This is a genomic window from Bifidobacterium favimelis, assembly GCF_037963085.1.
In the GTDB taxonomy this organism is placed as follows: domain Bacteria; phylum Actinomycetota; class Actinomycetes; order Actinomycetales; family Bifidobacteriaceae; genus Bombiscardovia; species Bombiscardovia favimelis.
Genome location: NZ_JBANDZ010000001.1, coordinates 1,074,755 through 1,100,879 on the forward strand (window position 1 = coordinate 1,074,755; position 26,125 = coordinate 1,100,879).

The 26,125-nt window shown below is 64.8% G+C and carries 23 protein-coding genes and 3 tRNA genes; 2 read left to right on the forward strand and 24 right to left on the reverse strand.

Annotated features, from left to right (window positions below):
* Positions 1-19: 19 nt before the first annotated feature.
* The 14 genes from V6584_RS04390 to V6584_RS04455 form a co-directional block, all read right to left on the reverse strand.
* Positions 20-622, reverse strand: coding sequence for a peptidoglycan DD-metalloendopeptidase family protein (locus V6584_RS04390; protein ID WP_340469244.1), 603 nt, complete (start codon positions 620-622; stop codon positions 20-22).
* Between the two features lie 204 nt (positions 623-826).
* Positions 827-1,288, reverse strand: coding sequence for a GNAT family N-acetyltransferase (locus tag V6584_RS04395; protein WP_340469245.1), 462 nt, complete (start codon positions 1,286-1,288; stop codon positions 827-829).
* Between the two features lie 696 nt (positions 1,289-1,984).
* Positions 1,985-2,057: transfer RNA gene (locus V6584_RS04400), tRNA-Asn, on the reverse strand.
* 154 nt (positions 2,058-2,211) lie between these two features.
* Positions 2,212-3,255: a tRNA (adenosine(37)-N6)-threonylcarbamoyltransferase complex transferase subunit TsaD gene (tsaD, locus tag V6584_RS04405; RefSeq protein ID WP_340469246.1), complete on the reverse strand. Its 1,044-nt coding sequence runs from the start codon at positions 3,253-3,255 to the stop codon at positions 2,212-2,214.
* Positions 3,248-3,766, reverse strand: a complete 519-nt coding sequence (gene rimI, locus V6584_RS04410; RefSeq protein ID WP_340469247.1) for a ribosomal protein S18-alanine N-acetyltransferase — start codon at positions 3,764-3,766, stop codon at positions 3,248-3,250. The genes tsaD and rimI overlap by 8 nt, the downstream gene beginning before the upstream one ends.
* A complete protein-coding gene (gene tsaB / locus V6584_RS04415) occupies positions 3,763-4,572 on the reverse strand; it encodes a tRNA (adenosine(37)-N6)-threonylcarbamoyltransferase complex dimerization subunit type 1 TsaB (protein ID WP_340469248.1) in 810 nt (269 codons plus the stop codon). Before tsaB ends, rimI begins: the two co-directional genes overlap by 4 nt.
* Positions 4,569-5,201, reverse strand: coding sequence for a tRNA (adenosine(37)-N6)-threonylcarbamoyltransferase complex ATPase subunit type 1 TsaE (tsaE, locus tag V6584_RS04420; RefSeq protein WP_404802592.1), 633 nt, complete (start codon positions 5,199-5,201; stop codon positions 4,569-4,571). Before tsaE ends, tsaB begins: the two co-directional genes overlap by 4 nt.
* The gene (holA, locus tag V6584_RS04425) at positions 5,198-6,181 is read right to left on the reverse strand and encodes a DNA polymerase III subunit delta (protein ID WP_340469249.1); all 984 of its coding nucleotides are present in this window, start codon (positions 6,179-6,181) and stop codon (positions 5,198-5,200) included. Before holA ends, tsaE begins: the two co-directional genes overlap by 4 nt.
* A gap of 54 nt (positions 6,182-6,235) precedes the next feature.
* Positions 6,236-8,107: a ComEC/Rec2 family competence protein gene (locus tag V6584_RS04430; protein ID WP_340469251.1), complete on the reverse strand. Its 1,872-nt coding sequence runs from the start codon at positions 8,105-8,107 to the stop codon at positions 6,236-6,238.
* A gap of 140 nt (positions 8,108-8,247) precedes the next feature.
* The gene (locus V6584_RS04435; protein WP_340486223.1) at positions 8,248-9,021 is read right to left on the reverse strand and encodes a ComEA family DNA-binding protein; all 774 of its coding nucleotides are present in this window, start codon (positions 9,019-9,021) and stop codon (positions 8,248-8,250) included.
* A 138-nt stretch (positions 9,022-9,159) separates the two neighbouring features.
* Positions 9,160-12,123 carry a leucine--tRNA ligase gene (gene leuS / locus V6584_RS04440; protein WP_340469254.1) on the reverse strand — a complete coding sequence of 988 codons (2,964 nt, stop codon included), beginning with the start codon at positions 12,121-12,123 and terminating at the stop codon, positions 9,160-9,162.
* A 94-nt stretch (positions 12,124-12,217) separates the two neighbouring features.
* Positions 12,218-13,069 carry a glutamate ABC transporter substrate-binding protein gene (locus V6584_RS04445; RefSeq protein WP_340469256.1) on the reverse strand — a complete coding sequence of 284 codons (852 nt, stop codon included), beginning with the start codon at positions 13,067-13,069 and terminating at the stop codon, positions 12,218-12,220.
* Positions 13,070-13,171: 102 nt separating this feature from the next.
* Positions 13,172-14,122, reverse strand: coding sequence for a magnesium transporter CorA family protein (locus V6584_RS04450; RefSeq protein ID WP_340469739.1), 951 nt, complete (start codon positions 14,120-14,122; stop codon positions 13,172-13,174).
* A gap of 387 nt (positions 14,123-14,509) precedes the next feature.
* Entirely contained in the window at positions 14,510-15,517 is a 1,008-nt protein-coding gene (locus V6584_RS04455; protein ID WP_340469258.1) for a D-2-hydroxyacid dehydrogenase, read from the reverse strand.
* A 246-nt stretch (positions 15,518-15,763) separates the two neighbouring features.
* Here V6584_RS04455 and V6584_RS04460 point away from each other — a divergent pair.
* Together V6584_RS04460 and V6584_RS04465 are read left to right on the forward strand one after the other, a co-directional pair.
* Positions 15,764-15,836: transfer RNA gene (locus V6584_RS04460), tRNA-Ala, on the forward strand.
* 281 nt (positions 15,837-16,117) lie between these two features.
* Positions 16,118-17,047 (forward strand): acyltransferase domain-containing protein, encoded by a 930-nt coding sequence (locus tag V6584_RS04465; RefSeq protein WP_340469259.1) that lies wholly within the window; start codon positions 16,118-16,120, stop codon positions 17,045-17,047.
* Here V6584_RS04465 and V6584_RS04470 read toward each other — a convergent pair.
* The 10 genes from V6584_RS04470 to glyA all read right to left on the reverse strand — a co-directional run bounded on the left by V6584_RS04470 (position 17,041) and on the right by glyA (position 26,030).
* Positions 17,041-18,096: a hypothetical protein gene (locus V6584_RS04470; protein WP_340469260.1), complete on the reverse strand. Its 1,056-nt coding sequence runs from the start codon at positions 18,094-18,096 to the stop codon at positions 17,041-17,043. The genes V6584_RS04465 and V6584_RS04470 overlap by 7 nt on opposite strands.
* 169 nt (positions 18,097-18,265) lie before the next feature.
* Positions 18,266-18,997 carry a histidine phosphatase family protein gene (locus V6584_RS04475; RefSeq protein ID WP_340469261.1) on the reverse strand — a complete coding sequence of 244 codons (732 nt, stop codon included), beginning with the start codon at positions 18,995-18,997 and terminating at the stop codon, positions 18,266-18,268.
* 22 nt (positions 18,998-19,019) lie between these two features.
* Complete coding sequence (rsfS, locus tag V6584_RS04480; RefSeq protein ID WP_340469262.1) at positions 19,020-19,505, reverse strand: ribosome silencing factor; 486 nt, start codon at positions 19,503-19,505, stop codon at positions 19,020-19,022.
* 78 nt (positions 19,506-19,583) lie between these two features.
* Complete coding sequence (glmU, locus tag V6584_RS04485; protein WP_340469741.1) at positions 19,584-20,966, reverse strand: bifunctional UDP-N-acetylglucosamine diphosphorylase/glucosamine-1-phosphate N-acetyltransferase GlmU; 1,383 nt, start codon at positions 20,964-20,966, stop codon at positions 19,584-19,586.
* Between the two features lie 8 nt (positions 20,967-20,974).
* Entirely contained in the window at positions 20,975-21,772 is a 798-nt protein-coding gene (locus V6584_RS04490) for an HAD-IIA family hydrolase (protein ID WP_340469263.1), read from the reverse strand.
* Between the two features lie 70 nt (positions 21,773-21,842).
* Positions 21,843-21,913 (reverse strand) — tRNA-Gln (locus V6584_RS04495).
* 119 nt (positions 21,914-22,032) lie between these two features.
* Positions 22,033-23,049: a ribose-phosphate diphosphokinase gene (locus V6584_RS04500; protein WP_340469264.1), complete on the reverse strand. Its 1,017-nt coding sequence runs from the start codon at positions 23,047-23,049 to the stop codon at positions 22,033-22,035.
* A 161-nt stretch (positions 23,050-23,210) separates the two neighbouring features.
* Positions 23,211-23,942 (reverse strand): nicotinate-nucleotide adenylyltransferase, encoded by a 732-nt coding sequence (gene nadD, locus V6584_RS04505; RefSeq protein WP_340469265.1) that lies wholly within the window; start codon positions 23,940-23,942, stop codon positions 23,211-23,213.
* A complete protein-coding gene (locus V6584_RS04510) occupies positions 23,939-24,496 on the reverse strand; it encodes a phosphoribosylglycinamide synthetase (protein WP_340469266.1) in 558 nt (185 codons plus the stop codon). Before V6584_RS04510 ends, nadD begins: the two co-directional genes overlap by 4 nt.
* 226 nt (positions 24,497-24,722) lie before the next feature.
* Positions 24,723-26,030 carry a serine hydroxymethyltransferase gene (gene glyA, locus V6584_RS04515; protein ID WP_340469267.1) on the reverse strand — a complete coding sequence of 436 codons (1,308 nt, stop codon included), beginning with the start codon at positions 26,028-26,030 and terminating at the stop codon, positions 24,723-24,725.
* Positions 26,031-26,125 lie beyond the last annotated feature (95 nt).

Genomic DNA, 26,125 nt, shown 5'->3' on the forward strand with positions numbered 1-26,125 from the left:
GTGCCCGGGTGGACATGATTCAAACCGGTTTGAGAACAATGCGACGGCCCCGGAGGCGCGACGCCGGATCAAGATAGGCTCCCCTCCCCGACAGGAGCCCCCAATGCAGGCACCTGTCCCCGCAGTGGTCGGACTCCCCTTCCACCCGGCCGAAGGGCGCTCCCTGCCGGACCGGAGTGCCTTCGGGCAGTTCGGTTCTTGCCGGTTCATAAGTTGAGGTCAGAGAACCGTGACGTATCGTGACGACGGCCTTGCCGGCGACCAGGCCTGCAAAGGCGATGTGGCCTTCAGCGGGCGAAAGGAGACAGGCACCCGGCGATGCCGCCAGGTCCACCCCCCTATGGCCGGGCAACCAAGGCCGGTCCGGAAGATCGAAAGGGGCGGTCACCACGACCGTGTCCCCTCCGGGTCTTCCACCCTGTGAGGACTCATGACAGGCCCCACCCCCCTGCAGGGGCCATATCCAACGCCCCCTGCAGGATGGGGCCGATGACAGGGACTTGCTCCCGACAGCCCCGACATGGCCACAGGCAGGGGGTATAGGGGGCAGGACCCCAGGCAGGCCGGGCTTGAGCATGGCCAGGGCCAGGACCGCTCCTGCAACCGTCGTCTTCGTCCACATCTCCGCCTCCTGAACCGGGGTTCCCGGAAAGAGGGAACCGGATGTATCCCATCCTGCCCGCTTCGTGGTTTCATGAAGGCCGGAAACGGCCATGTGGTCGAACATGCCGAAGTGGAGAGATGCATATGCCCGACCTGATGGTCTATGACACGTGCAGGCCCCCGCTGATTTGGAACCCTCAGGCCCGCGCCGGGGACGGGTGCGTCAATCCGTGCTCCGACCGTCAAGTTCCATGGCCATGACCACCTCGCCGTCTTCGATCTCGCCAGTGGCCCGGAACCCGACCTTCTGGTAGACGTGCTCTGCCAGGTCATTGCCCGGCAGGTAACTCAAACGGATCCGGTCATAGGAGCCGCTGCCGGCTGCCTCTTCGATGAGGAGACGGAGGGCCGAGGTCCCGTAACCCCTGTTGACGAACTTTTCGGGAATCAAGAGACGCCATAGGTCCAGTACCCGGCTGCCCTCCTTGGCATAGGTCATGAGGAAGCCGATTAGGTCCCTGTCGGCGTAGATGGCGCGAGGGTCCACCCTGCCGGTATCCCTGTAAAGCCAGGCCTCTGCCAGACTGAGGACGTTGGGGGCCACGAAGGCCTCGTCTTCGGGACGTTTCAGTTCCAGCACCTGGTAGAAGTTGTCATGATCCACTGCTCTGAGTTGGACGGTCAACGGCAGGCTCCTCCATCTCCTTCAACAAGACGGAGACCACTGTAAACCCACCTCCTCACCTTTTGTCCCACCTGCCCGGAAACCCTGTAAGAAGCCCCACCGGAAAATCGGGAGGAAGTCATGACAGTCACCGGGGTCGTAATCGTTTCAGCCACCCCAAGGCAGGGAGATCACATGAACCGGCCCCTCGCACTCTCAGACCCGGAGCGCTGAGACAACTGGAGAAGAAAGTGCTGCCGGGCCCTGTTCCTACCGCCTTGGGGAGCCCTTCTGATTAGAAGTCCGCGATGCCAGGGGAATCTCCTCGGACTGGCAGGCAACCCTTTCCCCAGTCCAGCCCTCCATGAATACCTGAGCCGAAGGTGTAGCCGTAAAGCGTTGGCAGTCACCGGACCCAAGCCGGCTTGAGCGGAGACGATCGCTCAGTTTCCCGGGTCGGCATCATCCGCATCCCTTGACTTTGGGACAGCCTGCTGACGCTGTCGAGCATGTCGGCTCATCCCGTCTCTTCCACATTTGCCGACTGCACCCCCTCTTCCCGACGCGGTTGAGTCTGACCGGCACAGGACGGCCGACGACATCCGTGCAGACCGCGAAAGAACTGCCCGCACCATGACGGATCCAGCCCGGGCGCTTGGAGGGGAACAGGGGATGAAGGAATAAAAAAAAAGCCGCCGGAGACCGGCGGCCTTTCAGCTCCCGCAGCTGGGCTTGAACCAGCGACATTTCGATTAACAGTCGAACGCTCTGCCAACTGAGCTATGCGGGAATGGTGTCTCGCTCAACTCTCGCTGAACACAATTACCATATATTAGCCTTCCGCCCCTTGCCGTGCAAACTGGCGTGTCCTGGTCAGACGGGTCAACTGGGGTAAACAGGCCAAACAGGCCTGACAGGCCATGGGCGGGGGCCGGCAGGGGCTATCACATCACGATCTTGTCCATGGGCATGGCCGAGTCGATGGCGAAGTCCGGCTGGGAGGGTCTGACCCCGGCTTGGACCAGGTTGGACCCCAGCATGGCCACCATGGCCCCGTTGTCCGTGCACAGCTTGAGTTCCGGTATGCGAACCCGGACCCCCTTCTGCCCTCCGACCTGGGCCAGTTTGGCCCTCAGCTGGGAGTTGGCCGAAAAACCTCCGCCCACGATCAGGGTGTCGGAGCCAAAACGTTCGCAGGCCGCTATGGCCTTCCGGGAGAGCACTGTGGCCACCGATTCCGCGAGGGAGGCGCAGACGTCATCGACCGGTACGGGCCGGCCTGCCGCCTCCTGCTCCTCGATCCACCTGGCGACTGCCGTTTTCACACCGGAAAAGCTGAAATCATACGGGTGTTCCAGGCCGGCCCGCCCCTGGGTCAGCCCCTGTGGGACCCGGATGGCATGGGGATCACCCTGCCTGGCGTGACGGTCTATGTGCGGGCCTCCGGGATAGGGAAAGCCCAGAAGGCGGGCTATCTTATCGAAGCACTCCCCTGCGGCGTCATCCAGGGTGGTTCCCACCACGTCGACATGCCGGGCGACGTCTTTCACGTGCAAGAGGGAGGTGTGTCCACCGGAGACGATGAGGGCCAGCGTTTCATCGGGGAAGGGCCCGAATTGGAGCTGGGTCACGGCGATGTGCCCGATGACATGATTGATGCCATAGAGGGGCTTTCCCGCAGCCCATGCGAGTGCCTTGGCCCCTGAGACGCCGACGGCCAGGCAACCGGCCAGTCCGGGTCCCGCGCTGACTGCGATGGCATCCACCTGGTCCAGGTCCAGGTCGGCATCCGCCAGGGCCCGGGAGACGACCGGCACGAAAGATTCCGCATGGGCCCTGGATGCTATCTCGGGGATGACTCCGCCATACCGGGCGTGCTCCTCCATCGAGGAGGCCACGACATTCGATACAAGGCTGGCGCCACGCACGACGGCTGCCGCCGTCTCATCGCAGGTGGATTCGATTCCCAGGACCACCGGCTCACTCATGCCCGCTCCCATCTTCTCCATGATTCATCGCATTTCTGTCCCCGCCCACCGGACCCACCGGGGCAGATCGCGGGGAAAGGTCGAGGGCCATCGTGTAAGCGTCGACATCCTCTGGTTGGTAGTAATGCCGTCTCAGGCCCAGCCGTCTGAATCCCATCTGGCCGTAAAGACAGAGGGCGGGATCGTTGTCGACGCGGACCTCCAGGAGCATTCTTCCCGACCCGTCCGATCGGGCCTGGGAGACAAGCTCCTCCAGGAGGCGGCGACCGATGGACCGGCGGCGGAGACAGGGATCCACGCCGATGGTCATGAGCTCGGCATCCTCCCCGTCGAACCAAAAGCCTCCGTAGGCCAGGATGCGTCCATCCACCTCGTAGACCAGGTAGGTGCGGGCCGGGGCTTCGAGCTCCTGCCTGATCATACCCTCACTCCATGCCCCCCTGCCGAATACCCGCTCTTCCAGGCGGGCCAAAGCAGGGATGTCGGCCTGTTCGGCCCCTCGGAACATCATGGCTGCATCACACGCTTCAAGGGGTTGGGGACGGAGACATCAGGCCGACGCAGGTAGAGCGGTTCAACCGGACCGGCAGCCCTATCCCGGGCCTGCCGGCGGGCGCAGCGGACGAACATCTCCAGACCGTCGGCCCCCGCCTCCAGGCAGGACCCGCCATCCACACCGCCCAGGCAGGGCAGGGCCGGCCAGGCTGCCGCATACCGCCCGGCACCATGTCCGACCAGGTCGACCTGGATGGGCCTGTCATCATCCCCCTTCAACCCCTGAACGGCCTGACTCACCCTGGCGACGATGGCATCCGGATAGTCGATGTCCATGGGGATGAGGACATGGGCGGCCTCCCGGCCGTCGCCGAAGTCATCGTAGAGGGAGAAGTAGAGCTGCCTCCGACGGGCATCGTTCACGGACAGGGTCAGACGGCGCGGGCCGCCGGACCCCGCCTGTTTCCCGACCTCGGCCTTCCGCCCGTAGGACCACCTCGCCTGGGGCTCGAGGATGTCCTGTCCCAGGAGGCGGGCACCGGTGGCATAGGCAAGGGCCTTGGCGGTGACGATACCGGTTCGCAGCCCTGTGAAGGGGGCCGGACCCACCCCCACGACGATCTCGGCCAGGTCCGATGCTCCAAGCCCGGCATCCGACATGACCCGGCCTATGTTGACCTGGAGATGCTCGACGTGTGACTTTGAATCCTTCTCGACCAGTGGAAGGCCGCCAAGAAGGCCGACCGTGGATCCGAATGACGTGTCTATGATCAGAGTCGCCCCTGGCACGCCCTCATGATCCACATCGTTCGAACAGCTCATGCGCCGACCGCCTTCCGCAGGTTCTCCTTACGTGAGGTCCATGCCGGACCTACAAGATTCATCGTGACCAGCCGTCTGCCCTGGCTGGTCATAGGGGCATCAGGATCCACATGCGCCAACGGCCTGTCGATGGAAAGGTCCAGGCGCTGATCGCTCAGGGCCGAGGCCATCTGCGACCCCCATTCCATGAGGACGACCGTGTTCTGCCCGGGTTCCTCCAATTCCTCGTCGAGGCCGATCGACTCCAGCTCGTCCAGGAGGAGGCCCACCCGGTTCTCGCCCGGCACATAATCCATCCCCCCCAAGCGGTAGGCGTCCACATGGACCAGCCTGACCGGTTGGCCGGTGGCCAGGCGACCTCTCAACTCCCTGGCGATTGTGAAGGTGGGCGAGACCACGGGCCCATCCACGTGCAGGCCCCGGCCAAGTCCCTGGGCAAGGGTGGTCTTGCCTGCACCCAGAGGACCGGAGAGGACGACGACATCTCCGCCCTTCAGGCAGGAGGCCAGGCACCCACCAAGACGAAGCATGTCCTGCGACGTGGGCACTTCGACCTGGAAGCTGTCCCCGCCCGCGCACCCGGCGGACGGATGTGACGCGCAGGGGCGATCACCGCTTTCACCGCTCATTGCCTCGTCTCTCCTTTTGCTCCTATCAGACCGATGGTCCGTTCCAGAGCGTACTCCGGATCCCCCCCGGCCCCCTTGCAGCGCTCGTCGGCATCGGCCAGAGCCTCTATGCACCTGCCCAGCCCCCGTGAGGTCCACCCGCGCAGCTGTCTTTTGGCCGACCGGAGCTGCCAGGGGGAAGCCCCGGCCTCGGCCTGGCTGATGGCGCCGGATTCGATGGCGGACACCTTGCCCATCATCCGCAGTTTCAAGGCGAGGGCACCGATGATGGCTATTGGGTCGGTCCCCTGCTCCACGGCGGACCGCATGGCCACTATCGCCTGGGCTGTATTGCCTTCCACCGCCCTGTCGGCCACTAGGAAACCGGTGGCCGCCGGGTTGTCAGTCAGGTACTCATCCACAAGGTCCAAGGTGACAGGGTCCGTGTCGAAATCGAAGCAGAGCTGGGAGCACATGGCGGCCAATTCACCCGTGCGCTCCCCCAGGACATTGACCAGCTGCTGGGCGGCGGCGGGTTCGATCCTGCGCCTGCGCGAGGCGAACTCCTGATTCACGAATTTGATCTTCGCATCGTACTTCTTCAGATCGGGTACCTTCTCCTCGGCCGCACCCGCCCGGACAAGGGCGTCAAGAAGACGTCTGCCCTTGTTGCCCCCCTCATGGCGGGCCACAACGATGCTGAAGGCAGCCGGATCCTTGACGGCCCGCTTGCAGAAGTCGACGAGGGCCTGGCCGAGTCCGTCGCCCGACTGTTGGAGGTTGTCCAGACAGACGATGGAGGTTTCACTCAGGAGGGTGGGGCTGACGGCCTCCTCGAACGTGTAGGCGTCACAGTCGGCCGCATCCAATTCCATGCACTCCGCCTGAGGACGGGCCTGGCAGGCCCTGTCCCGCAGCCGGGCGAAGATCTGCCCGTTGAGGAAGCCGTCCCCGCCTACCACCACACGGACCGGTGAATCCTCTGATCGAGCTTGTGCCATAGTCTTCAATCTCCCTGTATCGGTGGACATTCAAGGCCTCGAAGACCCATTTTCTCACGGTCCCCCATCCAACTCACCTCCATCGCCACGGGCGTGACAGGCCGGTTCGAAAACGGCAGCCCCCAAGCTCTGCCAAGCCTCTTTGACGCGGCCGCTGAAGACCACCCACAGAGGCATCCTGTATCCCTGACCGCACTCCTCACTCCCCCTCCAGGAGCCGGTCCGGCCATCAGAGGCCACCTCCCCGCCCCCTGCGATCGTCGGGGATGGGTCCCCTCCGGCACGGTCCTCCAGCCTGAGGAGGCGGGTCGCCCCGATGAGGGCGATCCATATGGCCGCCTCACAGAGGATGACGCAGCCAGCACCTGCCAGCCCGGACGGCCATGCCAGGACGGAGACCGGCCCCCCTCCAAGCCACCTGGCGCAGACCTCCATGATCTTTGTCCCCCTGCCAGCCCCCCAGGCACAGACAAACCCCAAGTCCGGCCAGAGCCAGGCCGTCAGCAATCCGGCCAGACCAATCATTGTTGACAGATCGACGAAGGGGGTGACCAGGAGGTTGGCGGCCAGGGAGAAGAGGGGGATCTGCGGGTTCATGAGTACCTGCACCGGCAGGGTCGCCACCTGGGCCGCCAGACTGGTGGATAGGGGGCCGATCACGCAGGTCGGCAGGAAACCCCTCATCCTCCGCCCCCACCCATCGGCCAACAGGGTGATGCCCAGGACCGCCGAAGAGGACAGGGCGAAACCGTAGCTGGTCGCCATCCCAGGGGCCAACAGGAGGACCAGCAGAACCGTCCATGAGAGTGCATTCAGACTTTGGTTGGGCCTGCCCCGGGCCAGGGCCAAGGCGCCCACCAGACCCATCAGGGCCGCCCTGACCACCGAATCGGACGGATACATGAGTGATGCCAGCCCCAGGCACAGGCAGGCCTGTGCCAGACCCCGCCAGACCTTGCCGACCTGGAGGGCCCTGAGGAGGCGGTCGGCCATCGCGCCGACAAGGAGGAAGTGGCCTCCTGAGACGGCCATCAGGTGCAGGATGCCGGAGCGTTTGAAATCCTCCTTCAACCTGGCTGCGTATGCCGGGTCGACCCCTTCCGAAAGGCCATGGATTCCACCCTGTCCGCCATCGCGGCTGCCACCCGGGCCAGCCCCTCCGTGAAGGCAGGGCAAGAAACCGTCAATCTTCCCGCCGGCCACCACCCCCTCCTGGCCCAGCACCCCCATGGTCAGCCCCGGCACCAGGACCTGCCCCTGATCGTCCAGCCGCCTGGCGACTATCAGAAAACACTGCCGCATGATCTCCACGGCGCGCTCCGGGCCGGACGGCCCTTCCAGGACCTCGACGCCCTGTCCGCCCCCTCCGCCGGTCCCGGCGCCCCTCCCACCGGCCGCCACCTCCAACCAGAGCGGGTCCCGCCCGAAGGTGGATCTGAGGAGACGTCCCGACAGGCGGTATCGGCCGCCTTGGACCACCGAGCAGGCCGGCCCACGGGCATATACCCGTATCGCCGACCGCGAAGGGGACCTGACTGCACCTGACAGGATGTCCTCCAGGCGGGCCCGGAAACGGCAGTCCCACCCGAACCGTTCCGAGGCCGTCATCGGGGAGGTGGCCTTGGCCTGGACTCGGACGGTGACGGGACCCGCCACAGCCTGCCTGTAAACGGGGTCACCGATGACCGAGACCTCCTCCCCCGCCGCCCCAAGCGCAGCCAGCAGGGCGACGCAAACCAGAAGGATGCACTGGCAGCGCAATCCTGGACGGGCCGAACGGATCAGGAGAAACAGGAGGAAGACCGCGAGCGCAGGAAGGAGGGTCGGCTCGGTCTGGGTCCCTCCCTTCCCCTTCGCAAACTGAGGGGCAAGAAGGGTATGGACCAGGAGGACGGCGGTCCAGGCGACCAGGGCGGCCGGAAGCATCTTCGCGTCCCGGCTGCCGGACTCCGAACCCGCAGGTTCTTTGCACCCAGACCCCATGTCATGGCCCCGGCACAGGCCGGATGCCGCCCCTCCCCCATGGAGGATCCGGCCGGTCGGTGGACGGCGCTTCCAACCCGCCATCAGCCGACCACCAGCCAGGGTCTGATCTTCTGCAAGGTTCTGGCTCCCAAGCCTGGGATTTCCATCAATTGGTCCAGGCTGGAGAACCGTCCGATCTTCTTCCGCCTGTCGACGATCTTCCCGGCCATGACCGGTCCTATCCCCTTGATGGACATGAGCTGGTCGGCCGTCGCCGTATTGATGTCCACAGGGGCGGAGCCCCCATCGCCACCATGTGGACCGGCATTCTGACCGGCTGGACCGGAAACCCCACCCGGGCTGGAGGGTCCGGCGGACGATCGCCCGCCACCCCCCGTGGGCTTTCCGGCGGCCTGTCCGCCTTCTGCCTGCATGCTGCCGGGTTTCCCGGATGCACCCTTGCGGGAGGGGCCTGCGCCGGCCTGAACAGGATAAGGTTCCAACGAACGGATTGACAGGTACTGCTGGACCAGCAGGGTCAGGCTGGCCGCAAGGGCGGTTGCAAGGATCAGGACGGCGACCAGGGCGTGCACCGGCCTGACGCTCAGACGGGGCCGGTCTCGTCTCCGGACCGCCTCCTCGCCCTGGCCACGGGAGGCCCTGGACAGGGCCGTGATCGCCAGGAGTCCGTCAGGACCGCCTGCAGCCCCTCCTGCGGACGACAGGGGCGGGGGCGGGGGGCCTGCCCCTGTCCCGCCGTCACCTGAGTCGGCTTCCGACCGATGCACCACTGAAGAGGCCCCTGGGCTCACCGGGACCGCTGCATCCGCCGACCGCCCGCTCAGCCTGCGTATTCTCTCTGATGGGGTTCTCATGCCATCAGTATGTGGGGCAGGCAGGCAGGACGATGGCCGACCCGAACCCTGTGGTCGAATGGGGACCTTCTCCACACTGCAGGCGGCAGGTCATGGGCCCTCACACCGCTCGCACCTCAGGGGAGGCGGGCCGGCCCCCTACTCGGCCGGGACTATGGAGACGATCTTGGGTGCCTTGACGATCACCTTCCTGGGCTCCTTGCCGCCCAGTCGCTCCTGGATGGCCGGCAGGGCGAGGGCCTGGTCCCGAAGATCGCCCGCCGAGATGTCGGGGCTGACCTGGAGTTTGCCCCTGACCTTCCCCTTGATCTGGACGACGGCCGTGACCATGTCCTCGCCCAGGTACCGTGCCTCGTAGGTCGGCCAAGACTCCCAGGCCACACTCCCCCGATGGCCCAGACGGCTCCAGAGTTCCTCGCAGATGTGAGGGGCCACGGGAGAGAGCATGAGGATCAGGGGTTCTACGGCGGCCCTCGGCGTGCGCTCGCAGGAGGTGAGATGGTTGTTGAGGACGATCAGCTTGGAGATGGCCGTATTGGGCCTCATCCCCTCCATCTCGACGGTCACGTCGTGAATGGTCCTGTTCAGGAGCTTGAGCGTCTTCTCGTCCAGGGGATCATCGCTCACGCGCACCTGGCCGGTTGTTTCGTCGATGACGTTTCGCCAGAGCCTCTGCAGGAAGCGCATTCCGCCTATGACATTGCGGGTGTTCCAGGGACGGGACTCATCCAGGGGGCCCATGCTCATCTCATAGAGGCGGAAGGTGTCCGCCCCGTAGGTCCGATACATGTCATCAGGGGTGATGATGTTCTTCAGGCTCTTGCCCATCTTCCCGAATTCACGGTTGACCGGCTCCCCATGCCAGGTATAGGCCGCACGGCCCTCCTCCTGGACCTCCTCGACCTCGTCGGCCGGCACGTACTGGCCGCGCTCGTCGGTGTAGGCGTAGGCCTGGATCATGCCCTGGTTGAAGAGCTTGTGGAAGGGCTCCTTGGACGAGACATAGCCCAGGTCGTAGAGGACCTTGTGCCAGAAGCGTGCGTAGAGGAGGTGGAGGACGGCATGTTCGACGCCGCCCACGTACAGGTCCACCCCGCCGGATTCGCCGGCGGTCGGGTTGTGGTCAGGGCCCAGCCAGTAGTCGAATTCCTCAGGCTCCACCAGGTGCCTGTCGTCGTCGGGGTCGATGTAGCGCATGTAGTACCAGCAGGAACCCGCCCAGTTGGGCATGGTGTTGGTGTCCCTGTGGTAGGTCTTCGGGCCGTCGCCAAGGTCCAGGGTCACGTCCACCCAGTCCTGGTTCCGGCTGAGCGGGGCCTCGGGGCTGGATTCCGCATCCTGCGGATCGAAGGTCTTGGGGCTGTAGTCCGGCACGTCGGGCAGGCTGACCGGAAGCTGGTCGTCCGGTATCAGGTGTGGCAGACCCTGGTCGTCATAGACCACGGGGAAGGGCTCCCCCCAATAACGCTGGCGGGAGAAGAGCCAGTCACGCAGGCGGTAGGAGACGGTCCCCTTGCCCACGCCGGCCTTTTCCAGCCAGGCGGTGACCTTCTCTATGGCCTGGTCCACCCTCAGGCCGTCCAGGCTCAAAGCGTCGCCCAGGGCATGCGTGCGCTCGACCGAGGAGTTGATGACAACCCCGTCGTGGGAGACGAAGGGGGCATGGCCCCTGTAGCCCTCGAGGTCCTCGCCGGAATCGGGCAGTGGCTGGACGGTGTATATGACCGGGAGACCGTACTTGTCGGCGAAGTCATAATCCCTCTGGTCCCCACCGGGCACGGCCATGATGGCACCCGTGCCGTAATCCATCAGGACATAATCCGCGGTGAAGACGGGCAGCTCTGCTCCGGTTATGGGGTTTATGGCGTAAAGTCCGGTGAACAGACCGGTCTTCTCCCCGCCCTCGTCCACCCTGTCCTTGGCGGTCTTGGACTCGGCGGCCAGCCTGTAGGCCCTGACGGCCTGGCGGGGGTCCTCATAGCCTCCCGTCCACTCTTGGCTGACCCCCTGCGGCCACCGGTCCGGCACATGCGAAAGGAGGTCATGCTCCGGGGAGACGACGGCGAAGGTGGCGCCGAAGAGGGTGTCGGGACGGGTGGTGTAGACCTCCATATCCTGGTCTCCGTCCGACGTGGGCACCGTGAAATGAACCGAGGCCCCGTGGGATTCCCCGATCCAGTTGCGTTGCATGAGCTTTACTTTTTCAGGCCAATCCAGGGTGTCCAGGTCTTCGATCAGGCGATGCCCGTATGCGGTGATCCTCATGGACCACTGCTTGAGTTCCCTCTGGAAGACCGGGTAGTTCCCCCTCTCGCTCCTGCCCTCGGCCGTGACCTCCTCGTTGGCCAGGACCGTACCCAGGCCGGGGCACCAGTTGACGGGGGACTCGGAGATGTAGGCCAGACGATGGTCGTTCAGGATACGGGAACGCTCGGAGGCGTCCAGGTCGTCCCAGGATTCACCCTGGTGGCCGGGTATCGGTTTGAGGCCCCGGCGGAAGGCATCGACCAGTTCACTGATGGGTCTGGCCGACCCGATTCCCCCGTCGGCCCGCTTGTAGTCGGGGTCGTACCATGACTCGTAGATGCGGGAGAAGATCCACTGGGTCCAACGCACGTAGCCCTCGTCGATGGTGGCGAAGGAACGCCGGTCGTCGAAACTCAGGCCGAGCCTGTGCAACTGCCAGCGCATGTTCTCTATGTTCTGCTCGGTGGTGGTCCTCGGGTGCTGGCCGGTCTGCACGGCGTACTGCTCGGCAGGCAGGCCGAAGGCATCATAGCCCATGGCATGCAGGACGTTCTCGCCCTTCATCCGGTGGTAGCGGCTGACCACGTCGGTGGCTATGTACCCCAGGGGGTGGCCCACGTGCAGGCCCTTGCCCGAAGGGTATGGGAACATGTCGATGACGTAATACGGGGTCCTGCCGTCCGCGTTGCGGCCCTTGCCGTCCTTGAGTCCGCCTTTGACATTGGCCGCCCAGAAGGTGCCGTCCTTCTCCCAGCGGTCCTGCCAACGCTCTTCTATGTTCTGAGCCATGGCGGCGTCATAGCGGAAGGGTGGTTGTTCCGCCCTGTCCCCGCGCTCGCCCTGGTCGTCCTTCATGCTCTCATTCGCAGTCATAAGGTGAATTATCATCAATCATGTGGACACAGGAGGGATGGGGTCCACCCCTTGGAAAGACCGGGGTCTTCGGACTTCAACGGACTTCCGAGGACAGGGATCCATCCAGCCTGTCGGGACGGCGGGAGGACGGGTCCACCTGGTAGCCGATGGAGGAGGCGGCCTCCTTCACTGCGGCGGCCCAGCCCCCATCCTTCATCATCTTCTCCAAGGCGTGGTTGATGGTCGAGACCAGCTCGGCCTGGTCCTTGCGCACCCCGACACCGTACCGTTCCCGGGTGAAGGGGACGCCGACCAGGCGGAGCTGGCCGCCCCCCTTGACGTGGGCGAGACCGGCCAGGACGAAATCATCCGAGCTGGCCGCGTCTGCATCCCCGCTCAGGAGGGCCGTGATGCACTGGCCCAGTTCATCGCGCTCCTGCAGGAGGGCCTTGGGGGCACGCCGCCTGATCACCTGGGAGGAGGTCGACCCCTTCTCCGTGCAGACCCGGCGGTCCTCCAGACTGTCAACCCCCTTTATGGACCCCTCGTCCTTGCGGACCAGGAGGTCCTGCCCGGCCATGAAGTAGGGGCCGGCGAAGTCGACCACCTGTTTGCGGGCCTGGGTGATCGAGTAGGAGGCCAGGACCATGTCGACCTGGCCCGAGGTCAGGGCCCCCTCCCTGCTTCCGGGTCGGACCTGCTTCCAGACGATCTGATTGGGGGAATAGCCCAGATCCTGGGCGATCAGCCGGGCCAGGTCCACCTCCAGCCCCTTGTACTCGCTCGAGTGGGAGAACCCCAGGCCTGGCCTGTCGAAGGTGATGCCGATGTTGAGCTTGGGGCCGATGGAGCTGGCATCGTATTCGGAGGCCCCTTCGCCGCAGCCGCACAGGGAGACCGCCATGGCCGCCGCAGCCAGGACCCCCAGGACCTTCCTGATGCTCATGCGTCCCTCCTCAAGTTCCTGCGGCCGGCCGGCCGTCGTCCCACCTTCACTGTCTCATACCCCCTGGTCCCCGGACCTCCGGCATCGGACGACCCCGGCGGGCTACTTGAACATCCTGGATCTGGTGAGGAACCAGGTGACCAGGGCGGTCAGGGCCACGGAGGCTATGACCACCGCTGCGAAGCCCCAGGGCTTGTCTGTCAGCGGCATGCCGAACATGCCGCTGTTGAAGTTCATCCCGTACATGGAGAAGATCAGGGTGGGGACCGACAGGCTGATGGAGATGATTGTGAAGATCCTCATCACGTTGTTCACGTTGTTGGACACGATCGAGGCGAAGGCATCGGTCATGCCCGAAAGCACGCTGGAGTATATGTTTGCCATCTCGATGGCCTGCTTGTTCTCGGTGATGACGTCGCCCAGGAGGTCCTCGTCGTCCGGGTACCGCTTGATCCGTTCCAGGTTGGTCAGCTTCTCCAGGACGATCTCGTTCGATTTCAGGCTGGTCGCGAAGTAGACCAGGGTCTTGTTGAGTTCGAGAAGCATGAGGATCTCGCGGTTCTGCATGGAATGGCGCAGTTTGAGCTCGAGCTTGTCCGATTCGCGGTCGATGATCCGCAGGTAGCGCAGGTAGAGGGTGGCGTTGCGGTAGAGGATCTGCAGGATGAACCGGGATTTCATGAAGGTGTTGAACCCCCGTATGGTCCCCTCCATGAAGGGGTGGAGGAGGACCGTGTCCTGCATGCAGACCGTGACGATCAGATCCTCGGTGACGATGATGGACAGGGGGATGGTTTCGTAGTAGTCCCGCCCGTCACGTTCCTCGGCACGCGGGATGTCGACGATCACCATGGTGTAGTCGTCCTCGACATCCACCCGGGAACGTTCCTCGTCATCCAGGGGGGCGCGCAGGTCGGCAAGATCGATGCCGGTGGACTGGGCCACGTTGGCCAGTTCCACGTCGGTGGGGGCGGACAGGCATATCCAGGAACCCTTCTCCGCCCGTTTGATCTGCTCGATCTGACCGTTCATGGTGCTGAATACCCTCATCATCGCCATCACCACCTTTCATAGGAAGGCCCGCAGGACTTCACAGCGGCCGGTGGGAACAGATACTAACAGAATCCCCGCCGCCATCTTATCCAAGAAAGCAGGATAGTCCCGGCCCCGGTATTCGACGCGCCGGGGGCCGCAGCGTGCCCAAAGTGGTCGCATGGCCCATGCGAACCGATGGACGGCCCGTGAGTCTTCGCGTTTCCCTGTCGGTGGAAAATCCCGTCAACTCCGCCAAGGTCTCGGGACCGGGGGGCGACCCGATTGCCGCCAAAGCGGCAGTGCCCGGCGATCGGCCTGCGCTTGTTGCCTGCCAGGCAGGTCGTCAGGACCCTCCAGGGTCTCCCTGCGGGGCGCAGCCTTCCCCGTGCACCCCGGGTGCATGGGTCACCGGACCCTGTTTCGCAGGTCCTGTCCGGCCCGGTATCGGCGGAGGTTGTCGATGCAGATCGCGATGATCTTCCCCACGTTGGAGGCCAGGTGGGACCCCCCGGCGACATGCGGGGTGATCAGGCAGCGTGGCTGGGACCACAAGGGGTGGTCCGGGGGAAGAGGTTCGGGTTCGGTCACGTCCAATCCTGCGCCGAATATGCCCCCCTTTTCGAGTGTGGAGGCCAGGGACCGGCAGTCCACGGCATCACCCCGTCCCACGTTGAGCAGGATGGCCCTTTTCTTCATAAGGGCCAGCCGGTCGGCATCGATGATGTGACGTGTCTGCGGGGTCGAGGGGAGGGCCAGGGCCACGACGTCCACCTTAGGCAGGAGCCCATCAAGGGAGTCAAAGGGGAAAATCTCGTCAAAGCCTTCCACGGCCTGGTCGGCATGCCTTCTAACCCCGTAGGTGACCGCCCCCGCGCCCTTGCATAGCCTGGCGAAGTGGGCCCCGATGTCGCCGGTGCCCAGGACCAGGACGGTCGACTCCTGCGGGGAATAGACCTCTCCCCCGGGGTGCCAATCCCTTTCAGCCTGCCTGTCCCTGTAGAAGGGAAGGTCCTTCATCAGGGCCAGCATCATGGCGAACATATGCTCGGAGACCGCTTGTCCATATGCCCCGCTGGCGCTGGTCAGAATGGCGTTCCCTGGCAGGATGCCCGGGGCCGTGTAGGCATCCACTCCGGCGCTGGAGGTCTGAAGCCATCTGAGCCTGTGGCAGTGCGAAATCTGCTCGGCGCTGGGATTGCCGAAGATGATGGTGGCATCGCTGATGTCCGACTGGGATATGCCCATGGGCCACTGCATGTGGTCTCGGACGCTGACATCCGTCACGAACCTCTGCCTGATGCCCCCGGCCGCCTGGACGAACCGGGCCCTCTCCCCCTCATTCAGGGGCAGGCAGTTGACGATCAGCTCCTCCTGGTCGGTCTCCCGACCCCTGCTTCCACCCTGTGTATCCATGATGCACCTGCTTCCTTCCCAACACGATGACTGACCTTGCCCCATCCGCCCGCCTGCCTTTGCGGGCCGGACTCCTGCAGGCGGACCCCGTACCTGAATGACCGGCGGGATGGCCGCCTGACTCCATCCTAACGCCTGATTTCCCCTCGGAGGGGGAGGCCCACGGAGTCGTGGCGGAGGGGCGCGACACACTGATTTGCCCGATTCCCGAGGGCTGGTGTACTATAAACAAGGCTTCAAGAGCACGGGGCTATGGCGCAGCTGGTAGCGCGTCTCCATGGCATGGAGAAGGTCGGGGGTTCGAATCCCCCTAGCTCCACGGAGCGCCCGTTGCTGCCGATGATTCGGCGGCAGCGGGCTTTCTTTTAACCGCATGCACCAATGGCGACAGTCGAAGTGGACCGTCCTGCCAGTCCTTTGACCAGCCGGATTCCGATGGACATGGGGGGCATGGGACAGAAACCGAGGGGAAGGGTCCACGACCCCTGACCAGGCCTGCATAGGCCTGACGCGCCCACCAGGTGCCACTGGCTTCCGCCACTGCCCCTGACCGGACGTGCATAGGAGATAGGACCTGACGAAATCACCAGGAGGGGAACCATGAAAGTCTTCAACCCGCCGTTTGCACGGCCCCTGACGGAAGCGGAGGTCGCCCGCCTGTGTGGCGACGGGACCCGGGCGGCCACCGACGCCCTCGCGGCGGACATAGGACTGGCCCCGGATCTGGTCGGTCTGATCCATGAGGCTGGCCGGGACCTGGACCTGTCCTCCCTCATGCCCCAGTTGGAAGGGATCTTCATACCCGAACGGTGGCAGGAATCGGTGGACAGGCTGACCCTGCGCACCCGGCGGGACCAGTCGGGCATGACCATCCTGGCCATATACCTGCGCTGCCTGAATGTGACCCGGAGGCGCTACGCCGACTTCGGCCTGCCGGACCGGACCTTCCGGGACACGATGGGCTTCTTCCCCCGTATGCTTGAAGCCTACCGGAGTGCTCACGGCAGGGTCTGGTTCGATGAGGCGAATTGGGCGGTCAGACAGGTTTCCCTGACCCTCCTGCGCATCGATGAGTTGGAGTTCGAGTTCATCGGCGGCGACAGTCCCCGGGTCGACCTCCACATTCCTTCCGATGCCAGCCTGGAGGCCGCCGACTTGGCCAGAACCTTCGCCGCCTTCAGGACCTTCCTGAAAGATCACTGCCCCGCCTGGACCGAGGCGGCCGTCCACTGCGAATCCTGGCTCCTGGACCCCGGCCTGGACGAACTTCTGCCCCAGCGCTCCCGCATAAGGGTCTTCAGGGGCCTGTTCCACGTGGAGGGTCTGCAATGGGCCGACGATTTCAGAGAGTGGACGGCCGGTCGTACCGACCTGGCCGATGCCGACCTGCCGGAGAGGACCAGCCTTCAACGCGCCATCAAGCGCCACCTTTTGGCCGGCGGCAGGATGGGCGTCGGCAAGGGCGTTCTCATCCCGCAAGCCGTCTCGGCTCTGGACGGGCGGGGGGACCTCGCCCGTCCGGCTCAGTGACCGGAAACGGCCCTGCCGCCATCGGCGGTCTGGCCCCCGCCGGGCCCCTGGTCACCGCTGGCGTCCCTTGAGCCCTTGCCTCCCCCGTTGTCCTTCTGACCTCCCCAGTCGGACCCCTGGTCCCCGCCCGTGGAGGAAGGGGTATCCGTCGGCGAATCAGAGGGTGTCGATGACGGGGGTGTGGTCTGCGAGGGACTTGAGGAGGGCTCTGGGGAGGCATCCTGACCGTTGTGTCCGGAGGGTGCCGGATTCTGCTCGGGCTTTCCGCTCTGGCTGGGCGAAGATGAAGGCGAGGGGGCGGGCGAGGACGAGGACCCGTTCCCTTCAGACCCGTCATGGTCCTCATGGGGCGACTCCCTCCCGCCGGGTTCCTGGGAGGGGGTCTGTACGCTCTGGGAGGGACTGACGATGTTGCGCACCACCTTGTCGGTCCCCTCCCCCTTGGTGATCAGGTTGATGACCAGGGCCGTCAGGAGGACGGCGACCAGTGCGCTGACGACGGAGACGACGACGATCTTGCGCTTCCTCTCCCTTGCCTGGGATGCCGAAAGTATGCCGGTGGAGGCCCTGCGCCCGGTCTGGCCGGAGGAGGCCGACCTGCGCGGGGTCCTGTCTGCGGTCCGGTCCGGCCCTGGAATCTTCATGGTCGGGGCGCCGGCTTCATCGGCCCCGTCCCCTTCTGCGGTCTTGGTCCGGCCGCCCGTGTCGGCCGCCTCCCCGGTCGGCTCCCCTTTGCTTGGAGACAGGACCAGGGTGGTTTCCCCCGCACTGCTGACGACCCTGGCCCCGGCCGTCTGCACGTCCGCCCCCTCGCCGTCGCCTCCATCACCGTCAGGAGCCCCGATCACCGTCTCCTGGAACTTCTGGCCCGAGGCGTCGAGGACGTTCTTGTATATCTGCGAGGCGACCGCCGAAACTATGGAACCTATTGCCACGCCGATGGCGGAGCCCGCAACGCCGATCTTGGCCGACAGGAAGAAGGAGGTGACGGCTGCGAGGGCACCAGCCGCAACCTGGGCCCAGGACAACCCATGGAAGAAGTTCCTCAAGACCGACTCCTCTCCTCCTATACGCTCCGCTGGCCGATACAACCATCATGATAACGCCCATGACCCGGCGCAGACCGGCCCGCCATCCGCCCTGGATGAACAATGATGAAAGGGTGAAGGAGCCGGAGAGGAGGAGAGTGTCCCCAAGTCGACAGGGAAGGCAGGACGGTCAGTCCGCCGCGACCACGTCGCGGGGTTCGTCCCAGTCACCCCGCATGGCGATGGCCGGCCCCAGGTTGTATTCGACCAGGCACCACCTGACCTGACCGTCAGGAAGGTCCCGGGGGGTGAGACGGGCCCAGTGGGCGTTGCGCATGGAATCCATGTTGGCGAATTCGGGGTAGGTCCGGCTCATCCCCAGGAGGGTCTGCAGGGACTGGGAGATGAGGGAGCCATGCGAGAAGACGAAGAGGTCCGTGTCATCTCCGGCACGTCCCGCCCAGTCCTCGATGGCCTGGGCCCCCCTGGCGCCCACGTGGCCCTTGGTTTCGGCACCATGGTTGAGTTCCCCACCGGTAGACGACATCCAGGAACGGAAGTCTTCAGGCCACCGCTCACTGGCCTGTTCGATGGTGACACCCTCCCACTGGCCGAAGCTGCGCTCACGCAGGCGGGAATCCGGATGAACCTCCAGATGGAGGGGGGCGGCGAAGACCTGGGCCGTCGTAAAGGCCCGACCAAGGTTGGAGGCAACGACCAGCTGCCTGCGTCCCCCTGGGGCGGCATCCACATACCTGCGGCGGAGTTCCTCACCGGTACGCTCGACCTGCCAGAGACCGACCGCGTTGAGGGGTATGTCTATCTGGCCCTGCCACCTGTGCTCGGCATTGTAGGAGGTCTGCCCGTGCCGGACCAGGATGATGGAATGGACATGCCTGCCTGCCGGCTTCTCTTCGGCCACTGCTCAAATCCTCCTCGTGGTGTCATTCTTCTTCTGATTGCGCCCCGCCCGGGTTGGCAAAACGGCCGCGCAGACCGGTCTCATCCAGACCAAGGTCGATCTGCTCCTCCTGGTCGCCAGGATCGTCGTCGGCCAGTGTGAACTGGTGCTCCAGCTGGAGGTCGACCCGGGGGCAGTCCTTCCACAGGCGCTCCAAATCGTAGAAACGGCGCGCCTGCTTGTGCATGACGTGGATGACGAAATCACCGTAATCCAGGAGGACCCACTGGGCCTCTTCCAACCCCTCGCGTGACCTGGCATCAAGGCCGCATTGGATGTGGAGCTGTTTCTCCACCTCCTCGGCGATGGCCAAGACCTGACGTTCGTTGCCACCGGTGGCCACCATGAAGATGTCGGTGATGGCGATGGGCTGTGACACGTCGAAAGCCACGATGTCCATGGCCTTGATGTCGTTGGCGGCCTTGGCCGCCACGCGTACGGCGTCGATTGAATCCTGCAGTGCTGGCACTGGTCCGCCTTTCAGGTCGGAAAAGAAACGTCACCTACCATTATTCAGCAAGCCTCGACCGCCGGAAGGCTTGACCCCTCAGCGCTCCCACTTGGGCTTCCAGCCCTCGACAACCTGCTGGTCGTTGTCGGAGTAAACCATGGACCCGTCGGGCACGGCGTGCCGGATCACCGACCCGGCCCCCGTGGTCACCCCATCGCCCACCTGAACGGGGGCGACGAAGAGGTTGCCGGCCCCCACATGCACGTCGGAGCCGATTTCGGTCCGGTTCTTGTGGACACCATCGTAGTTTGCCGTGATGGTCCCACCCCCCACATTGGTCCGCTCACCGATGTGGGCATCCCCGACATAGCTCAGGTGGGGGACCTTGCTCCCCCGGTCTATGTGGGCCTTCTTCATCTCGACGAAGGCCCCGGCCTTCGTGTCGGGCCCCAACTCGTTGCCCGCCCGCAGGTAGGTCCAAGGGCCTATCGTCGCCCTGGCGCCGATATGGGTCTCCTGCACGCGGGAGCGCTCCACGCTGGCCCCCTCATCCACCTGGGCGTCGATCAGCGTCGCGTACGGGCCGATCACGGCACCCGGGGCCACCGCGGTCTGCCCCTGGAGGAAGGAGCCTGGAAGGATGGTGACATCCTGGCCCAGAATGACATCGTCCTCAATCCAGGTGGTGTCGGGGTCCAGTATGGTGACCCCCTCCCGCATCCACCTCCGGCAGATGCGGGCGTTGTGGGCCTTGGCCAGGGAGGCCAGCTGGATTCTGTCGTTGACCCCCTCCACGCTGAGTGGATCGGCGGCCGTGAAGGCTCCGACCGACCCCATGCCCCGTGCCGGCTCCAGGGCGTCGGTCAGGTAGAACTCTCCCTGTGCGTTGCTGTTGTTCAGACCGGCCACTGCCCGTCTGAGCACACTGGCGTTGAAGACATAGACCGAGGTGTTGACCTCATGCACGGCCAGCTCGTTCCCGTTGGCGTCCTTCTGCTCCACGATCCGCAGGACACGTCCATCCCTGTCCCTGATGATGCGGCCGTATCCGTTGGGGTCCTCCAGGCGGGTGGTCAGGACCGTGGCCACGTCACCCTGGGCGGCATGATGCTGCAGAAGCCCGCGAAGGGTCCGTTCATCCAGAAGAGGCATGTCTGAGGCGACGACCAGGACACAGCCGTCAGGGTCGATCCTGTCGGCCAGCTGGTCCATGGCGCACTGGACGGCCCTTCCCGTACCAGGACGGTCGTCCTGGTTGACGATGAAGACCCCGGAGGAATAGGACCGGGCCGCCTGCGAGACCATCTCGGCCTGGTTATGGACCACGACGGCCAGGGTAGGGGGTTCCAGCGCTCCGACGGAGGCCATGACCCTTTGGAGGAAGGTCTTGCCGGCCAGCAGATGGAGGACCTTGGGGGTGGCGGACCGCATGCGGGTTCCCTCCCCCGCCGCCAGGATGATGGCGGCCGTGAGATTCAGGTCAGACTTCAAAAGTCCACTTCCCCACTCTCGGCGATGCTGATCAGGTCCTGAATGGAGTCGACCACCCTGTCCGGCCGGTAGGGGAAGGTCTCCACCTCCTTGCGGTGGGTTATCCCTGTCAGGACCAGGAAGGTGTTCAGGCCTGCCTCGACGCCGGCAACCACGTCTGTGTCCATCCGGTCCCCGATCATCGCCGTGGTTTCCGAATGGCCGCCGACCCGGTTCAGGGCTGTGCGGAACATGATGGGGTTGGGTTTGCCCACGAAGTAGGGCTCCCTGTTGGTGGCCTTGGTCACCAGGGCGGCCACGGCCCCTGCCGCGGGCAGGACTCCGTTCTCGCTGGGGCCGGTGGCATCCGGGTTGGTGCAGATGAAGCGGGCCCCGCCGAGTATGAGACGGATGGCGGTGGTGATCGATTCGAAGGAGTATGTCCTCGTTTCGCCCAGGATGACGTAGTCGGGTTTGGAATCGGAAAGTATGAAGCCCGCCTCGTGCAGGGCGGTGGTAAGGCCGGCCTCACCTATGACGTAGGCCGACCCCTGGGGGATCGTTCTGGAGACGAAGTCGGCCGTGGCCAGGGCCGAGGTCCAGATCTTGTCCTCGGGCACGTCGATCCCGCTGCGGCCCAGACGGGCGGAAAGGTCACGGGGTGTGTAGATGGGGTTGTTGGTCAGAACCAGGAAGTTCCTGTCGTTCTTCTTCAGCGTCTCGATGAATTCGGCCGCCCCGGGCAGGGCGGTGTTCTCATGGACGAGGACCCCATCCATATCGGTCAGCCAGGTCTCGATTTTCTTGACTGTCAAGACTCATTTCCTTTCAGTTGGTCACCGACCCCCTGAAGGCATCTCTCCGACATGGACCGGCGAGCGAAAGCTCCCCCACCTGGATTCGAACCAAGACTAAGGGTTCCAAAGACCCGTGTGCTGCCCTTACACCATGGGGGATCGGCGACGGCCTCAAGCCGACGCCACAAACATTATGCCACTAACCAGCGATTACGCCACGCTCGGCCCTCCCGGGGAAGCCCTGACCGGCAGGGGACGGACCTGCCGGGAGGAGGTCCTCACGCGAACAGGAAGCCCTGTCCGTGATGTGCGGGATAGGTGTCGAAGAGCTTGGCGACGGAGCCGTCCTCGAAGACCGCCTTGATGGCACTGGCCAGGAGGGGGGCGATGGAGAGGACCGTAAGCCCGTCCCACCGCTTCTCCGCCGGAATCGGCACGGTGTCGGTCAGGACGACCTCCTTGGCCCCGCAGGACTTGAGCCTGTCGACGGCAGGTCCGGAGAGAACCCCATGGGTGGCCACCACGGTGATGGACTTGGCCCCGGCCTCACGCAGGACCCCGCAGGCCTGGGCGATCGTGCCGCCGGTGTCGATCAGGTCGTCCACCAGGACGCAGTCCAGACCGGATACGTCGCCGACCACCCTGTTGGCGGTGGTCTGATTGGGTCGTGTGACATCGCGGGTCTTGTGGATGAAGGCCAGGGGGACCCCGCCCAGGCGCTGGGCCCACTGCTCCGCCACCCTGATGCGGCCTGCATCCGGGGAGACGACGGCGACATTGGAAAGGTCCATCCTGTCGCGCACATAGTCCACCAGGACCGGCATGGCGATCAGGTGGTCCACCGGTCCGTCGAAGAAGCCCTGGGACTGGGCGGCATGGAGGTCGACTGACATGATCCTGTCGGCACCGGCCGTCTTCAAGAGATCGAACATGAGGCGGCAGGAGATGGGTTCACGCCCCAGGTGCTTCTTGTCCTGGCGGGAATAACCCAGCAGGGGGCAGACGGCGGTGATGCTGCGGGCCGATGCCCTCTTGAGGGCGTCTATCATGATCAGCTGTTCCATGATGGACTTGTTGACGGGGTTCGCATGGGACTGCAAAACGAATACGTCGGCACCGCGCACGGATTCCGTATAGCGGACGTACATCTCCCCGTTGGCGAAATCGTAGGCCGTGGTTTCCAGGAGTTCGATGCCGAGCTGGTCGGCGACGTCTGCGGCGAGCCTGGGGTGCGCCCTGCCTGTCACAAGTATCAGATTCTTGCCTGGTCTGCCTTTGAGGATTGTGCTCACCATATCTCCAAACGTTGGTGTCGTTGAAGCGGACGTACCTCATGATAACCGCGTACTGTGACAGTCCAGTGGACCCCGTGTTGACCGGCGGGCCCCGTCAGGCCCCTACTCCCCCATGCCCTGAGGGCAGATTCCGGTCCGGTGTCAGCAGGGGGAATCCTCAATCAGACCCGGCTGCCGTCCCCGGCCCCGCCCCTGTCTTTGTAGAGCCCGTGCTTGTTGATGTACTGGACCACTCCATCCGGCACCAGGTACCATACGGGCATCCCGCGGCCGGCCCTGCGGCGGACATCGGTCGATGAGATGGCCAGTGCCGGTATTTCGATCATGTCGACCTTGTGGTCCGGCAGGGGGAGGTCCTTGAGGTTCGATGAGTAACCGGGTCTGGAGACTGCGACGAAGTGGGCCAGGTCCCACATCTGGTCTGCGTCCTTCCACCGCATGATCTCGGCCACGGCATCGGCCCCGGTGATGAAGTAAAGGTCGCTGTTGGGCCTCAGGGCCTTCATGTCGCGCAGGGTGTCGATGGTGTAGGTGATCCCCGGCCGGTCGATGTCGACCCGGGAGACGGTGAACTTGGGGTTGGAAGCGGTGGCGATCACGGTCATCAGGTAGCGGTCCTCCGCCTCGCTCACCTGCTTGTCGAGTTTGAAGACCGGCCTGCCGGTGGGGACGAAGATGACCTCATCCAGGTCGTAGACCCAGGCCACCTCCGAGGCGGCGACCAAGTGACCGTTGTGTATGGGGTCGAAGGTGCCGCCCATGATCCCGACCCGGCTCCGCCTGCCCTCCTGCCGACCGGATGCCCGGTCCCGGGCCTGACGGACCTCCAACCTCCCCAGGGAAGCGGGCGAAGGAAGTTCGGCCATCCGACGGCCTGTTTCCAACTGGCTCATTCCCCCTCCTCGCGTTGGGCCTCTTCGGCCTCCTGACGGGCTTCGGTCCGGGCCTCCTGCTTGATTTCGGCCGCACTGGGGTCGGCCTTTTCAGGATCGATCCTCTCCATGTCCGCGTTCCACTCCTCCTGCACCACCCTGTGGATTTCCGCATAGGTCGGCAGGGCGAAACCGGGCTGGTAAACCCTCCTGACCTCGGCCACACACTGGGTTATGAAAACCAGGGACGAGCAGAGTTCGGCGATCTTCCCCTCCCTCTCCTCCTTGCGGAATTCGGGCACCCGCTGCTCCATGGTCAGGATGTGCCGGTGTACCGTCTCCAACTGGTCAGGGTCCAGATCCCCAACCTCCTGGGAGTCCTGCTCGGGCCAGCCGATCAGGACAGCATCGGCGTACTCCAGACAGGCCCTCTGGTCGGCATCGGGGATTCCGTCCTCTATCTGGACCAGGAAGACGTAACGCAAGAGGCTGAGCCGTTCCGAGGCCACCCGCAGCCATATGCGCGGGTTGTCCTCCTCCCGGCGAAACAGCTCTTCAATCTGCTGTTCATTCACTCGTCCACCTACCCTCTTCGCGGTCCTTCAACGGCGCCGGCCGGTTGTCATAAGCGGAGGGGCGCACGATCCCCACCCCCATCCTTCCCGATTGTATCCCGCCCGGGCCCGAAGGAGGCGCCGTGTGGACGCGATGGCCGGGGCAAGGTGGGGGGCCGACGGTGAAAGGCAGCCCGGGAACGGCCCTGGCACAAGGACAAGGACGGGCACGGAGACGGGCCCTTGGTCAGTCGGTCTGGACCAGGCCGGGGTAGAGGGGGAAGTCTTCGACCAGGCGGTCCACCCTGGCCCGCAGGGCATCCACGTCCGCCCCCCTGCCGGCTGCCAGTGCCGTCCCGATGATGTCGGCCACCTCTTCATACTCTGCGGCGCCGAAACCCCTGGTCGCCAGGGCGGAGGTGCCGATGCGCAGGCCGGAGGACACCGAGGCCGGTCGGGGGTCGAAGGGGACGGTGTTCCTGTTGACCGTGATGCCTACCCTGGCCAGGAGGTCCTCCCCCTGCCTTCCGTCCATATCGCTCTCGCGCAGGTCCACCATGACCAGGTGGACGTCCGTCCCCCCGGTCAGGACGGTGATCCCCCTGGCGGCCAGGTCCGGCGCCATCAGACGTTCGGCAAGGATCCTCGCCCCCTCCAGGGTCCTGGCCATCCTGTCCTTGAACTCGGCGGTGCCGGCCAGTTTGAAGGCCACGGCCTTGGCGGCTACCACGTGCATGAGCGGACCGCCTTGGTTGCCTGGGAAAACGGCCGAATCAATCTTCTTCCCATACTCCTTCCTCGCCAGGATGAAGCCGGAACGGGGGCCGCCCAGTGTCTTGTGGGCCGTGGAGGAGACCACATCGGCCCAGGGGACGGGGCTCGGATGGAGGCCGGCCGCCACCAGGCCGGCGAAGTGGGCCATATCCACCCAGAAACGGGCTCCGACCTCATCGGCGATCTCCTTCATGGCCTGGAAATCCTCGATGCGGGGGTAGGCGCTCCAACCGCCGATGATCAGGGCTGGGTGGGTTTCCAACGCCCTGCGTCGGATGATCTCGGGGTCGATGCGGAAGGTTTCCGGGTTGACCCCGTATGACTCGGCCCGGTAGAAACGCCCGGAGAAGTTGATCTTCATCCCGTGGGTCAGGTGGCCGCCATGGTCCAGCGCCAGACCGAGCACCGTATCACCCGGCTCGATCAGGGCCTGATAGACGGCCGCATTGGCCTGGGCACCTGCATGGGGCTGGACGTTGGCGTATTGCGCCCCGAAGAGGTCACAGGCACGGGTCCGGGCGATGGACTCCACCCGGTCCACCCACTCGCATCCCCCGTAGTAACGCCGGCCGGGGTAACCCTCCGCATACTTGTTGGTCAGGACCGAGCCCTGGGCCTGGAGGACGGCCCTGGGGACGAAGTTCTCGGAGGCTATCATCTCCAGGCCTTCCCGTTGGCGCTCCAACTCCCGGTCGAGCAGGCCGGCGATCTCGGGGTCCACCGCCCGGATCGGAGAGTTGAACGCGTCGTCGGATACTTGTGCCTGATGTTCCCCGGTCATGGTTCTCTCCTTCGTTCGGCCTGCCGGGCCGCCGTCTGACGGCCGGTTGAGAACACTGTACTCCGCCGGGACCAGCGAATCACCAATCGCGACCA